This is a genomic window from Desulfitobacterium metallireducens DSM 15288, from assembly GCF_000231405.2.
Taxonomy (GTDB): Bacteria; Bacillota; Desulfitobacteriia; order Desulfitobacteriales; family Desulfitobacteriaceae; genus Desulfitobacterium_A; species Desulfitobacterium_A metallireducens.
This window is the reverse complement of the sequence record NZ_CP007032.1, coordinates 124,890-140,043: the sequence shown is the minus strand read 5'-3', so window position 1 is coordinate 140,043 and position 15,154 is coordinate 124,890. Positions and strand designations below refer to the sequence as shown.

At 45.8% G+C, this 15,154-nt stretch carries 5 protein-coding genes and 3 rRNA genes; 2 read left to right on the top strand and 6 right to left on the bottom strand.

The genetic code is table 11. The features are described from left to right. Positions 1 to 7: 7 nt before the first annotated feature. The 4 genes from DESME_RS00665 to DESME_RS00650 all read right to left on the bottom strand — a co-directional run bounded on the left by DESME_RS00665 (position 8) and on the right by DESME_RS00650 (position 6,925). On the bottom strand, positions 8 to 1,246 hold the full coding sequence (locus DESME_RS00665) for an ABC transporter substrate-binding protein (RefSeq protein WP_006718676.1): 1,239 nt from the start codon (positions 1,244 to 1,246) through the stop codon (positions 8 to 10). Between the two features lie 621 nt (positions 1,247 to 1,867). Continuing rightward, positions 1,868 to 1,984 (bottom strand): 5S ribosomal RNA (gene rrf / locus DESME_RS00660). Positions 1,985 to 2,089: 105 nt separating this feature from the next. Beyond that, a 23S ribosomal RNA gene (locus DESME_RS00655) occupies positions 2,090 to 5,004 on the bottom strand. A 355-nt stretch (positions 5,005 to 5,359) separates the two neighbouring features. Then, positions 5,360 to 6,925, bottom strand: a 16S ribosomal RNA gene (locus tag DESME_RS00650). Together the 16S, 23S and 5S rRNA genes form the textbook arrangement of a ribosomal RNA operon. 510 nt (positions 6,926 to 7,435) lie before the next feature. Between DESME_RS00650 and trpS the strand changes: the two genes are divergently transcribed. Then, positions 7,436 to 8,413 carry a tryptophan--tRNA ligase gene (trpS, locus tag DESME_RS00645; protein ID WP_006718952.1) on the top strand — a complete coding sequence of 326 codons (978 nt, stop codon included), beginning with the start codon at positions 7,436 to 7,438 and terminating at the stop codon, positions 8,411 to 8,413. A gap of 109 nt (positions 8,414 to 8,522) precedes the next feature. On the opposite strand, the gene tyrS is transcribed toward trpS, so the two are convergent. Then, a complete protein-coding gene (gene tyrS, locus DESME_RS00640; protein ID WP_006718950.1) occupies positions 8,523 to 9,788 on the bottom strand; it encodes a tyrosine--tRNA ligase in 1,266 nt (421 codons plus the stop codon). Positions 9,789 to 10,041: 253 nt separating this feature from the next. On the opposite strand from tyrS, the gene DESME_RS00635 reads away from it, so the two are divergent. Then, the gene (locus tag DESME_RS00635) at positions 10,042 to 12,702 is read left to right on the top strand and encodes a transglycosylase domain-containing protein (protein ID WP_006718949.1); all 2,661 of its coding nucleotides are present in this window, start codon (positions 10,042 to 10,044) and stop codon (positions 12,700 to 12,702) included. Positions 12,703 to 12,774: 72 nt separating this feature from the next. Here DESME_RS00635 and DESME_RS00630 read toward each other — a convergent pair whose 3' ends face one another. Then, positions 12,775 to 15,153: an endonuclease MutS2 gene (locus tag DESME_RS00630; RefSeq protein ID WP_006718947.1), complete on the bottom strand. Its 2,379-nt coding sequence runs from the start codon at positions 15,151 to 15,153 to the stop codon at positions 12,775 to 12,777. Between the last annotated feature and the right edge of the window lies 1 nt (position 15,154).

Sequence of the window (15,154 nt, the reverse complement as noted above, 5' to 3'; positions counted from 1 at the left end):
CCTCATTTTATTTTCCGACGACCTCTTCCTGCCAAATCTGCTCGATGATCGGTACGAGCTTAGCCGGCATTTCAGGGATTCTCTTGGCTAAGAGATCTTTTTGGGCGATGGTTCCCTTTCCGGTATCCACACTGTCAAAAAGCTTCTTTTCTGAATCTGATAATTTCGTATTATCTACAACCGGCAAAGCTTTTAATTCACTGAACTGAGAGGCCTGCATTTCTGCAGAAAGAATTTCATTGACAGCCACCATTGCTCCGGATTTATTGGGGGAATTCTGAGCGATCGCTATATAATTGGTGTTTCCAATGGTCCCTTTGTCAAACAGGAACGTTTTTGCTGTTGCAGGGTATTTTCCATTCGCAATTTTCGTCGTCACCGAATAAGGTTCATAACTCATATCTAAGACCAGTTCGCCATCGCCAAACATGTTGTCGACCTGAGCGAAAGTTGCCGGGAATGTTTTTCCTTCCTTCCAGAGATAGGGGTTTAATTCCTTAAGGTATTTAATCGCTGGCATAATCGACTGTTTAACGGTTTCTTTATCCGCTGGCATCGTGGCAAACTGCTCATAACCTACGATATCGCAGATGACATTCCGGACAAATGCGCTGCCGGTAAAATCAGGGAGTGCCGGATAGGTCACTTTGCCTTTATACTTTTTCGCAAACTCAAGCAGCTCAGCTGTATTCTTCGGGGTCTCCTGAGCCACCGCGCTGTCATTGATTATTACCATCTGAGCTTTTCCGTAGGGGGCTTCATAGCCATCAATCGGATAGCCGAAATCGTAATTGTTTTCCTTGGCATTTGCATCAATATACTTTTGGAAGTTGGGAAGCTTTTGTGTAAACGCTCCATAAAGAAAACCGTTTTCTTTAGCTGAGTAGAAATTCTCTCCGTTAATCCAAATCATATCGATAGAACCTTTTGTTGTCCCGGCCTGCTTTTCACCGGACAGTTTGCTTAAGATTTGGTCAATATCCATCGGTACTCTGTTCAGGGTAATATCATATTTCTTTTTCAGCGCAGGAGCTACAACCGTATCCAGCCATTTGTTGCGAAGATCGTCTCCTCCCCAACCGTAAAAATTAACCGTTGTCCCTTTTGCTTCCTTAATGATTGCATCAAAATCACTGTTTCCAGATGTTGCAGTTGATGTATTCGTTGAGGTAGTTTGCCCGCAGCCTGTCAGCAGCAGTGTAATGGTCATCATTACGATAAGTATTTGTGTTATCTTTTTCTTCATTGGAATGATGTTCCTCCTCTGTATTCAAATGTTTTAGTATTTCCATTTCCATTCAAAATTCGCTTTTCCAAGCCACGTTTGATCAAATACCTGATGGTTTAAGAAATGGTTTCGCCTCAGCTTTTAGTAAGCATGCTGATCTTTTCATACGTTGTCGGAGAAAGTCTTATTGTCACTGATCTTAAATCTGATGACATAAAACCCTAACCCCTTAAATATTTGTCTTACCGCTCAACTCCTTTATATCTCTTACTTTCCTTCACTTCTTGGGACAATTATCTTACCGCTAAATATTCATTGCAAAATACATGCCAGTTAGATAGGAATTAAAAAGCCCTTGTAATACAAGGGCTTTTTATGGTTACAAAATTAATCAGTTCTCAATTTTCTTGTCATAAAGGAAAAAGGAGTTTCATAATGAGAAAATGTCAATTCAGTTAGGCATTATATAATAAATTTACTAAAATAAATAAATGAGTGTGACTTTTAGCTCTAAATAAGAAAAAAAGAGCTGCCTCTGGCAACTCCTTCTTAATGGATTAAAACATAGTATCCTGTTAGTTAGTTTTTACGAAGTAAAAAGCAAAGAGACCATCTTACGACAGTCTCTTCACTCTGTTTACCTGGCGACGACCTACTTTCCCAGGACCCTGCGGTCCAAGTATCATCGGCCCTGGAGGTCTTAACTTCCGTGTTCGAGATGGGAACGGGTGGAACCCCTCCGGCATAATCACCAGATCGTTTGAAGTTTTTCAGGGCTCTTTTCAGAGCTTTCTGTTCCTTCAAAACTACACAGATCTTTTCGTTTTCTTCAAGTCATCAGTTTCAACCTTCATGGCTCATTAGGTCAAGCCCTCGACCGATTAGTACCCGTCAGCTCCACACGTCACCGCGCTTCCACATTGGGCCTATCTACCTGATCATCTTTCAGGGGTCTTACCAGCTTGTGCTGTGGGAAATCTCATCTTGAGGTCGGTTTCGCGCTTAGATGCTTTCAGCGCTTATCCGATCCGGATATAGCTACCCAGCTATGCCTCTGGCGAGACAACTGGTACACCAGTGATCCGTCCAACCCGGTCCTCTCGTACTAGGGTCAGCTCCCCTCAAATTTCCTGCGCCTGCGACGGATAGGGACCGAACTGTCTCACGACGTTCTGAACCCAGCTCACGTACCGCTTTAATGGGCGAACAGCCCAACCCTTGGGACCTACTACAGCCCCAGGATGCGATGAGCCGACATCGAGGTGCCAAACCTCCCCGTCGATATGGACTCTTGGGGGAGATAAGCCTGTTATCCCCAGGGTAGCTTTTATCCGTTGAGCGATGGCCCTTCCACTCGGTACCACCGGATCACTAAGCCCGACTTTCGTCCCTGCTCGACTTGTTGGTCTCGCAGTCAAGCTCCCTTTTGCCTTTACACTCTTCGCGCGATTTCCATCCGCGCTGAGGGAACCTTTGGGCGCCTCCGTTACTCTTTAGGAGGCGACCGCCCCAGTCAAACTGCCCACCTGACACGGTCCTCAACCCCGATTCAGGGGTCTAAGTTAGAATTTCAGTACAAAAAGAGTGGTATCCCACCGGCGACTCCACCAAGGCTGGCGCCCTAGCTTCTTAGTCTCCCACCTATCCTGTACATTTTATACCAAAATCCAATGTCAAGCTACAGTAAAGCTCCATGGGGTCTTTCTGTCCTGTCGCAGGTAACCCGCATCTTCACGGGTATTACAATTTCGCCGAGTCCCTCGTTGAGACAGTGTCCAGATCGTTACGCCTTTCGTGCGGGTCAGAACTTACCTGACAAGGAATTTCGCTACCTTAGGACCGTTATAGTTACGGCCGCCGTTTACTGGGGCTTCAATTCAAAGCTTCGCCTTGCGGCTAACCTCTCCTCTTAACCTTCCAGCACCGGGCAGGCGTCAGCTCCTATACTTCTCTTTTCAGATTGGCAGGAACCTGTGTTTTTGTTAAACAGTCGCCTGGACCATTTCTCTGCGGCTCTTCTTGCGAAGAGCGCCCCTTCTCCCGAAGTTACGGGGCTATTTTGCCGAGTTCCTTAACGAGGGTTTTCTCGCGCGCCTTAGGATTCTCTCCTTATCTACCTGTGTCGGTTTGCGGTACGGGCTCTCTCTCACTCACTAGAGGCTTTTCTTGACAGCTTGGAGTCGGTTACTTCGCTACTTATTTTCGCTCCCCATTACCTTTCAGGCAACGCGTAAGACGGATTTACCTGCCTCACACCCTACGGGCTTGGGCGTGCTCAACCAACGGCACGCTTAACCTATCCTTCTGTGTCACCCCATCGCTAATAACGTTTAAGAGAGGTACTGGAATATCCACCAGTTGTCCATCACCTACGCCTTTCGGCCTCGGCTTAGGTCCCGACTGACCCTGGGCGGACGAGCCTTCCCCAGGAAACCTTAGATTTTCGGCGGGTGAGATTCTCACTCACCTTTTCGCATACTCATACCGGCATTCTCACTTCCAAGCTCTCCACCCAACCTTCCAGTTGAACTTCGCTGACCTTGGAACGCTCCCCTACCCCTTACAGTAAACTGTAAAGCCATAGCTTCGGTGATACGCTTGAGCCCCGTTACATTTTCGGCGCAGAACCACTCGACCAGTGAGCTATTACGCACTCTTTAAATGGTGGCTGCTTCTGAGCCAACATCCTGGTTGTCTGTGCAATTCCACATCCTTTTCCACTTAGCGTATACTTTGGGACCTTAGCTGATGGTCTGGGCTGTTTCCCTTTTGACTATGAAGCTTATCCCCCACAGTCTGACTCCCAATCTAAATTCTTGGCATTCAGAGTTTGATAAGGTTCGGTAACCCGGTAAGGCCCCTAGCCTATTCAGTGCTTTACCGCCAAGAATCATCAATTGAGGCTAGCCCTAAAGCTATTTCGGGGAGAACCAGCTATCTCCGTGTTCGATTGGCATTTCACCCCTACCCACAGTTCATCCCTTGCCTTTTCAACGACAGTGAGTTCGGGCCTCCAGTAGGTTTTACCCCACCTTCACCCTGACCATGGGTAGATCACACGGTTTCGGGTCTACAGCATGTAACTTGTCGCCCTTTTCAGACTCGCTTTCGCTTCGGCTCCAGCTTCTCGCTTTAACCTCGCTACATACCGTAACTCGCCGGTTCATTCTACAAAAGGCACGCCATCACACCTCAAGGGTGCTTTGACTGCTTGTAAGCGTACGGTTTCAGGTTCTTTTTCACTCCCCTCCCGGGGTGCTTTTCACCTTTCCCTCACGGTACTGGTTCACTATCGGTCGCTAAGGAGTATTTAGCCTTGGGAGGTGGTCCTCCCGGTTTCCCACGGGGTTTCTCGTGTCCCGCGGTACTCAGGATACCCTCACAGCATTTCTTCTTTTCGCTTACAGGAGTGTTACCTTCTTTGCTGAATCTTTCCAGATTTCTTCAGCTAAGAATTAATGCTTAATAGAGGGTCCTACAACCCCAAGCTCCGAAGAGCTTGGTTTGGGCTCTTCCCGTTTCGCTCGCCGCTACTCAGGGAATCGATTATTCTTTCTCTTCCTCCGGGTACTTAGATGTTTCAGTTCCCCGGGTTGTCCTCTTTAACCTATCTATTCAGTTAAAGATCATTGGATATAACTCCAATGGGGTTGCCCCATTCGGGTATCCACGGATCAATGCATGCTTACTGCTCCCCGTGGCATTTCGCTGTTAACCGCGCCCTTCTTCGACTCTTAGCGCCTAGGCATCCACCGTACGCCCTTAGTAGCTTGACCTAAATCTTTTCGCCACTTCAGGTTTTTATATGAATCCTTTGACTTTTGAAAAACTATTTTCTCTGTGCAGTTTTCAAAGAACACCATTTTTTTGGGCCAATTCTGAGGGTTTATTCTCTGGATTGGACAAAAAAATTTAGAGAAGCCATTTCTGGTCTCTCAAAACTAAACAACAAAGGAAAGCTTACGCTTCTTTACAGCCTCGCAGATTGCTCTGCGCTTTTGCCTTTTCGGCTTTTGAGTCTTTCGACTCTACCCTTCAATCGATTCCGTTTCTCCAAAGAGTTTCTTCCTCGATTGAGGATCGACCATAGGATTAGTTAACTTAAAATCTTAAGCTAACATGTCTCCTTAGAAAGGAGGTGATCCAGCCGCACCTTCCGATACGGCTACCTTGTTACGACTTCACCCCAATCATCGGCCCCACCTTCGACGGCTAGCTCCCTTTCGGGTTACCTCACCGGCTTCGGGTGTTGCAGACTTTCGTGGTGTGACGGGCGGTGTGTACAAGGCCCGGGAACGTATTCACCGCAGTATGCTGACCTGCGATTACTAGCGATTCCAACTTCATGTTCTCGAGTTGCAGAGAACAATCCGAACTGAGACCGGCTTTCTCGGATTTGCTCCACCTCGCGGCTTCGCTTCCGTCTGTACCGGCCATTGTAGCACGTGTGTAGCCCAAGACATAAGGGGCATGATGATTTGACGTCATCCCCACCTTCCTCCGGTTTATCACCGGCAGTCTGTCTAGAGTGCTCGACCTTACTCGTTAGCAACTAAACATAGGGGTTGCGCTCGTTGCGGGACTTAACCCAACATCTCACGACACGAGCTGACGACAACCATGCACCACCTGTCTCTACGTTCCCCGAAGGGCACTCCTTAGTTTCCTAAGAATTCGTAGGATGTCAAGCCTTGGTAAGGTTCTTCGCGTTGCGTCGAATTAAACCACATGCTCCACCGCTTGTGCGGGCCCCCGTCAATTCCTTTGAGTTTCAACCTTGCGGCCGTACTCCCCAGGCGGAGTGCTTATTGTGTTAACTGCGGCACAGAAGGGGTCGATACCCTCTACACCTAGCACTCATCGTTTACGGCGTGGACTACCAGGGTATCTAATCCTGTTTGCTCCCCACGCTTTCGCGCCTCAGCGTCAGTTACAGTCCAGAAAGTCGCCTTCGCCACTGGTGTTCCTCCACATCTCTACGCATTTCACCGCTACACGTGGAATTCCACTTTCCTCTCCTGTCCTCAAGATAACCAGTTTCCGATGCAGGCTTGGGGTTGAGCCCCAAGTTTTCACACCAGACTTAATTATCCGCCTACGCGCCCTTTACGCCCAATGATTCCGGACAACGCTTGCCCCCTACGTATTACCGCGGCTGCTGGCACGTAGTTAGCCGGGGCTTCCTCCTCAGGTACCGTCATGTAAATACACTATTTGCATATCTACCGTTCGTCCCTGAAAACAGTACTTTACAACCCGAAGGCCTTCATCATACACGCGGCGTTGCTCCGTCAGACTTTCGTCCATTGCGGAAGATTCCCCACTGCTGCCTCCCGTAGGAGTCTGGGCCGTGTCTCAGTCCCAGTGTGGCCGTTCACCCTCTCAGGCCGGCTACTGATCGTCGCCTTGGTAGGCCTTTACCCCACCAACTAGCTAATCAGACGCGGGTCCATCCATTATCGATAGCATGTTCAGAGGCCATCTTTCTTTAACCGATGATGCCATCAGTTAAACGTATCCGGTATTAGCCCTCGTTTCCAAGGGTTGTCCCGATTTAATGGGTAGGTTACCCACGCGTTACTCACCCGTCCGCCACTAAAAACTCGCTAAGCAAGCTTATTGAGTTCTCCGTTCGACTTGCATGTGTTAGGCACGCCGCCAGCGTTCGTCCTGAGCCAGGATCAAACTCTCCATAAAATTTATGAAGAAAATTTGATTGCTCAAATTCATCTCAAACTCTTTAACGAGTCACTTGGCTGTTCCTTGTTGTTTAGTTTTCAAAGACCAATCTTTGTCGTCGCAATCACTCGCGACAGTTATTTATTTTAGCAGATTGACTCTCTCGAGTCAAGTGCCTTTTTCGCTTCTGAACTTCATTTGAAGCCCGTCTGCGTGGATTCTTAGATTAACATTTTCTCTCTACTGAGTCAAGTGTCATTTCTAAGCCCCCATGCACTTACCAGCATTTCTGCCGGCTTCGGAACGGCTGTCCCTTAGCGCTCAATTAGAATACCATAGGGAATACTATGTGTCAACATAAAGTTTATTATGTCGATTTTTAACTAATTTACCCGATTGAAAGCTCAATTGAAAAACTTATTTTCATCAATTTTAATATTTTCTTTTTAGAAAAGGATAAAAGCTGTTAAAATAGGTAACAGACATCTAATTGCCTTTACTCATCTACTATATATTAAGGAGTGTTTTGTGTTGCGTGTTTTATCAGGGATTCAACCTTCAGGCAATCTCCATCTTGGTAACTACTTTGCAATGATTAAACGTATGATTGATTACCAAGAATCAAGTGAACTCTTCTGCTTCATCGCTAACTATCATGCTTTGACTTCGGTGAATGATCCTGGTCTTCTCCGACAAAAGACGCTCGATGCTGCCATGGACTTTCTCGCTTTGGGGCTTGATCCAAAGAAATCCTATTTTTGGGTGCAATCTGATCTCTCTGAAGTTCATGAACTGAGTTGGCTCTTATCTAACGTCACAAGTATGGGACTATTAGAACGCAGTCATGCTTATAAAGATAAGACAGCTAAAGGGATTGTTGCCACACACGGCTTATTTGCCTATCCCGTTCTAATGGCTGCCGATATCCTTCTGTATGGTTCTAACAAAGTACCTGTTGGTAAAGATCAAAAACAGCATGTCGAAATTGCTCGCGATATCGCTACTCGTTTCAATTATACCTTTGGAGAAACCTTTGTCATCCCTGAGGCAGATATTGAAATCGATATAGCTACCATTCCTGGAATTGATGGTCAAAAAATGTCGAAGTCCTATGGGAATGCCATCGAGATTTTCTCTGAGGAAAAAGCCTTGCGCCAGAGGGTTATGTCGATCAAAACAGATTCTACACCCGTTGACGAGCCCAAACCAATTAAGGATAATCCTCTCTTCGAGATCTATTCTCTGTTTCTTGATGAAACTGGGAGAGAAACGCTAAAAGAACGCTTTGAAACTCCGGGATTACGTTATGGTGATATAAAAAAGGAACTTTTCGGAATCATTTGGGAATACTTCGCTCCTTATCGTGAAAAACGCGCTGAGTACGTCCGAAATGAAGCTGATGTTGTAGATATTCTAAGAATGGGAGCAAATAAAACGCGGGAAGTTGCCCAAGAGTACTTAACTAAAGCGCGTAATAATGTCGGTCTTAATTACACCAATTATTAATAGCAAGACTTTCGATATTACCACTAATACAGAAGGGGTTGTCCCAGACTGAAAATCGTAATTTCAGATCTGGGACAACCCCTAAAAATTTATTTAGTTTAAATTGTTGTTATTTTGTTATTTTTGCCAAGAAGTAATTTTTCTTGCCACGACGAATTACTAAAAACTTCTCATCCACCTTATCCAACTGAGCGATAGTGGCAGATGTATCCGTATGGCGAGCTCCATTAATATAGATCGCTCCACTTTCAATTGATTCGCGCGCTTGTCGTTTCGAAGAGACCGCTCCGACTTGGATTAAGAGATCTACAAGCAGAATCTCCTGATCACTAATTGTCGATGAAGGGACATCACTAAACCCTTCCTCAACTTCTGCACCACTGAGGTTTTCTAATCCACCGGTGAACAATGCTTGCGAAATCTTCTCTGCACGTTCTAGGGCTTCCCGTCCATGAACGAGCTCTGTCATCTCCCGAGCTAGGACGCGTTGCGCATTTCTTTTCTCGGGTTGAGTTGTGACTTCTATTTCTAAGGCTTGTATTTGCTCAATTGATAAAAAGGTAAAGAACTTTAGATATTGTACTACATCCTTATCATCGGCATTCAGCCAGAACTGATAGAATTTATAGGGAGATGTCTTTTCCGGATCCAGCCAGACTGCTCCTGACTCTGTTTTTCCAAATTTCGTACCATCGCTTTTAGTTACGAGAGGTACGGTTAAGCCATGGACCTGTTTGTCCTCACCCACTGACACCCGACGGATCAAGTCAGTCCCTGAGGTAATATTACCCCATTGGTCTCGGCCCCCAACCTGTAATTCACAGTCATAAAGTTCATTTAACTTCATAAAATCATAAGATTGAAGAATCATGTAACTAAATTCAGTAAATGAAAGTCCACGACTCATTCTTGATTCGACAGATTCCTTGGCAAGCATCGTTCCTACTGAGAAATTCTTTCCGATATCACGAAGGAACTCAATGATGTTAAGTGAACCTAACCAATCATAATTATTAGCTAAGATCGCTGAATTGTCTGCGTTATCAAAGTCTAAGAACCTCGATAACTGACCCTTAATTTTAGCAGACCACTCTTCTACTGTTTCCTTAGGATTAAGGGTTCGCTCATTAAGCTTTCCGCTCGGATCCCCAATCAGACCTGTAGCTCCTCCAACTAGAGCGATGGGGTGGTGACCCGCTAACTGAAATCGACGCAATACTAAAATGGGGAGCAAATGTCCAATATGTAGGCTATCCGCCGTAGGATCGAAACCGCAATAAAGTGTCGTGGGTGTATCTAAACGCTTTCGAAGCGCTTCCTCGTCGGTATGTTGATAAATCAGTCCCCTACTTTTTAAGTCATCCAGAATATGCATGCTTTTGTGCTCCTCCTTGTCCTTAAAATACCATATTTTATTTATTATACTTACTTATCTTGTTTATATCAACCTTAGTCACTCCTCCAGTGTCCACTTCCAAGAATCCCCAACATGTTGTCCAAAAACATCCCTAAAAACTACTGATAAAACGTGCGAGTTTTATGGCCTAACAAAGTATGGTATAATTTCGATGTGACAAAATACACTTTAAAATGAAAATTAAAGGGTTAGATTTATAGGAGGTAACAAGATGGCATCCCCAAGGAAACCTACCAGACCGTCACGAAAGCAGCGTCGCATATCAAAATGGCGAGTCTTTCTTCTGACCAGTGGTTCAATTCTTGCAATAGCTTTGATTGTGCTCTTAATCTTTGTGATTACAGCTGTTGCCCAAACTCCAAAATGGGACCCTGCTGCTTTAACAAACCAGAAAGAGTCCTCAATTGTCTATGACAAAGATGGCCAGCAGATCGCTGTCCTTCATGCGGATGAAAATCGTCAGATGGTAAACTCTTCTGAGATCCCGGATCTCGTAAAAAAAACCTTTGTCGCAGTTGAAGATAAGCGATTTTACAATCATTTCGGGATTGACCCGATCCGGATTATCGGCTCAGCCATTATCGATATTAAATCTGGATCTGCCAAACAGGGCGCAAGCACAATCACGACCCAGCTTGCTAAAAATGCCTTTATTGAAGACCCTACGGCCAAAACTTTAACGCGTAAAATTCAAGAAGCTGCTCTCGCACTCCAACTGGAGCATGAATACACCAAAGATGAAATTCTAACCTTTTACCTCAATCAAACTTTTTTCGGTGAATCCTCTTTTGGAATTCAAGCTGCTTCTAAAACCTATTTCGGTAAAGACGACCTTCAAAGCCTCACTCCTGATGAAATCGCGCTTCTCGCAGGTCTACCCCAGGCGCCTAGCGGCTATGACCCTTACGTTCATCCAGAGGCCGCTAAAAATCGTCGAACGATTGTCCTCGGGGTTATGAAGGACGCAGAAATTATCACTCCACAGCAATACACCGAATATAAGGACACCACTTTCACTCACGTTGAACAAGTGAAAGAACACCGAGCCTCAGCCCAGAACACTACAGTAGCCGGTTCGAACTTCAAATTCCCATATTTCGTCGACTATGTTATTCAAGAGCTTCAAGGAGAAGACTATAAGCTCTCTCCTCAGCAAATCTTCAATGGAGGATTGAAAATATATACCACGGTTGACTCAAAAATCCAAGAGGCTGCTGAAGCTGCCTTTGCGAATTCTACTAATTTCCCGCAGAGCGTTGATAAAACACCCGTCCAAGGGGCGATGACAGTACTTGACCCAACGACTGGAGCGATACGCGCTGTTGTCGGCGGGCGTGAATACACTACAGCTCTTGGCTTTAACCGCGCTACCCAAGGTACACGGCAGCCTGGCTCAACGATTAAACCGTTAGTCGTCTATGGCCCTGCCCTAGAAAAAGGTGGCTTCTATACTGGAACTGTTCTTGATGACATGCCTGTAACTTACAATGCAGGTAACGGCACGAACTGGTCTCCAGTCGATTATGATACTGAAAGCTCCGGCTGGAAGGGCCGTATTACTATGCGGTACGCTGTGGAAAACTCAGTCAACGTTTATGCTGTTAAACTTTTGAACTTAATCGGAATCGACACCGGTTGGGAATTTGGTAAAAAACTGGGTCTTCCATTAGAAAATACCGATCGCGTTCTCAGCCTAGCCCTGGGTACACCCGAAGTCTCCCCTCTAGATATGGCTTCAGCTTATGGTTCGTTTGCCAATAACGGCGTACACGTAACCTCACATGCGATCGATAAAATCCAAGATGCAAACGGCAAAGACCTTATTACTCCACAGATAACCCAACAACGTGTAATGAAAGAAACAACCGCCTATTTGATGAACGACCTACTCCGGAGTGTTGTCACTGATGGTACAGGTACGCGTGCCCAGATTGGAAATTGGGCCGTTGCCGGTAAAACTGGGACAACTTCGCTTGATCCTGCGAAATACGGTAACAAAACAGGTAGCCCTGATGCTTGGTTTGCAGGATATACACCAAATTATGTTGGCGTCGTATGGATGGGCTATGATGAAGATCCTGATGGAAAACACTACCTTCACAATGTCTTCGGAGGGAGTTATCCCGCACAAATCTGGAAGCAGGTCATGACAAAAGCTCTCGAAGATCAACCCGTCCAAACTCAATTCAAACAGCCTGCGGGCATTGTCAGCGGAGCAATTGATGCGAAATCCGGGCTCTTACCCAGCAGCTTGACTCCAAGTCAGTTTATACGAACGGAAATTGCAGCTCAAGGTGATTTACCAACACAAGAAAGTAATGTTTGGGTAACAAAAGAGATCGATGCTGATCATCCAGCCTATCTCGCCGGAGATAAAACCCGTAACAAGGTAAGCAAAGTCTTTCTCAACATCACCGACCGCAATCCGTCTCTAACCTGGCCGAGTGATGAAGCGCCCTATAAGCCGCCTACTGAGATTTACACTGGAACCGGAGAGGATATTAGTAATGATCCGGTTACAGATCCAAGGCTACCTATTCCGACCCTAGGGCCAGTCGCGTATGATAGTACTAAGGGAACCGCCAGTATGGCCGTCTCTTATCCTGCAGGTAGCGAATCACTCGCTTTAGTCCTTTATATCAAGTTCCCAGGTCAAGCGAACTATCAAACTTTCAATCCCCAAGCTCAACCAGGGAAATCCGATATTATTACTGTTCCTTTACAAATAGATGGGGTAACAGCTCCTGGTGAATATGTATTCAAGGCTACCTTTAAGGATCCAAAAACCTTGAAGTATTCAGATACCTCCCCTGTTGCACGGCTGACCATACAAAATGAAGTTACAAATAATCAGAGTCCTAAACAGAGATAAAATAATCATCAATAAAATTACTCATAAAGGCCTGCACTAATTTAATAGTGCAGGCCTCTCTTGCATTAAATTCTACTTTAACTCAACAACAGTAACGCCTAAATCTCCTTCTCCATGCTGACCTAGCCGAAACGATTGAACATGAGGATGACCCTTTAGAAATTCTTGAATCCCCGCCCGTAGAGCGCCGGTCCCTTTTCCATGGATGATATAAACAAGTCCCGCTCCGGTTAAAACAGCATCATCAAGATATTTATCTAACTCTTCAGTCGCTTCTTTCACCATCATCCCTCGAAGATCAATTTCAGTTCGAACATTCTGAGCTTTACTCATTCCAATTCGCCCTTGCCCAAACGTCTCCGCTCGTCGTGGTGTGCTGACCTTTTCTTCTTGAACAAGACGAACCTCACTCAGCTGAACATTCAACTTCATTACCCCGACTTGAACGAGAACTTCCCCGTTATCCGTGGGAAGTTTAAGGACATGCCCTTTCTGACGAAGCTTGGTCAAATAGAGCGTTTGACCCAGCTTAATTTCTTCTGGGTTTATCCCGCCGCCAGCGCTTGTCCTGATTTCCTTTTCCTTGGTCCCCACCTTATTGGATAATTTTTTTATTCTTTGCCGTGCGTGTTCAATAGCATGCTGGTCCTTATTCTCTTCTTTTAGGGCCTGCTTCAAATCCTCGATTAAAAGCTCAGCTTCATGCCGCGTTTGCCGTAGAACCTCTGTTGCTTCATCTTGGGCCAACGCAAGCAGCTCTTGATAATCCTCTTCTAGTTTTAAGGACTTCGCTTTCAGTTGACTGCTTTCCGTTTCGATAGTTTTGCGTTCTTCTTGAATACGTCGCTTTTCGCGTTCAATATCACGTTGAGTATCCTCGAGATTATCAATCAAATCGGCCACTTGCATTTCCCGCTCTGTGACAAACGATTTCGCCCTTTCAAGAACAGTATCATTTAATCCAAGACGGCTCGCAATGTAGAATGCATTGCTTTTTCCTGGGATCCCGATCAGAAGTCGGTAGGTCGGGCGCAATGTCTCCACATCAAACTCCACGGAGGCATTCTCCACTCTAGGGGTATTATAAGCAAAACTCTTAAGCGCTCCGTAGTGGGTGGTAGCAATAATCCGGCAACCCCGTTCATGAAGTTCCGTAATGATCGACATCGCGAGAGCTGCCCCTTCCGTAGGATCAGTTCCCGCTCCAATTTCATCTAGGAGAATCAAGGAATGACTGTCCGCTCCCAAGACAATATCAACAATATTTTTCATGTGCCCGCTAAAAGTACTCAAGGATTGCTCGACACTCTGTTCATCCCCAATATCCACGAAGATCTGGGTAAAGATGCCAAGTCGTGAATTCGCTTCAGCCGGGATGTGTAATCCGGATTGAGCCATAGCTGAAAGTAACCCGACTGTTCTTAACGCAACCGTCTTCCCTCCCGTATTCGGTCCCGTAATCACTATAGTGTCAAAACGCTTCCCTAATTCGATATTTAATGGAACAACTGAACCACTAAGCAGAGGATGGCGAGCTTGTACCAACTTAATTTCTTGTTGATCAGAGAGTTCGGGAGCACCAGAATTCATACTTTCGCTAAGGTGTGATTTAGCCAAAATAAAATCGACCTGAGCTAGCGCTTCATGAGCATCAGCAATCCGTTCTGCTTCCCCTTCGACCTGAGCCGAAAGTTGAAGCAGAATCCGCTGTACTTCACGTTGCTCCTTCAAGATGACTTCCCTTAATTCATTGCCCAGATTGACCACCGCCATCGGCTCAATATAGAGCGTTGCTCCACTAGCCGATTGATCATGAACAATTCCTGAAAAAGCTTGGCGATATTCCTGCTTGACGGGTACCACATAACGATCAGACCGCTGAGTGATAATCGGATCTTGTAAAATTTTTTGATAGGCAGAATTGCGAACAATTCCCTCTAAGGTATCCCGTATCCGCTGTTGCAAACGCGTAATCGAGCGCCTAAACTCCCCAAGTTGCGGGGAGGCTTGATCCGCGACAGATCCCTCTTCGCTAATACAGCGGCTGATTTCATCTTCGATTCCTTTCGGGGGATCGATCCCTAGAACAATCTCCTGAAGATGAGGTGTCTCCATTTTACCCTCAAGTAGGCTTTGTTTAATTTGACGAGCCGCTTTCAGGGTATCCCGAATATGCAAAAGTTCTTCTGGCGATAACGTTCCACCTCGAAGGCAACGTTCTAATAAAGGTCTTATTTCTTTCGCCCCGCGCACGGAAAACAAGGGATTAACTCTTAAGAGCGCTTTCCCCTCTCCCGTTTCTGCAAGCGCATTTTGAACCTGATCCTGATTATTGTACGGGCGCAACGCTTCTGCAATTTCACGAGCACGAGGCAATAGGCAATGCCCTGCTAAGCGTTCTAGAATTTTATCAAAATCCAACTTATGAATAACCCGTTCATTGATGACCATG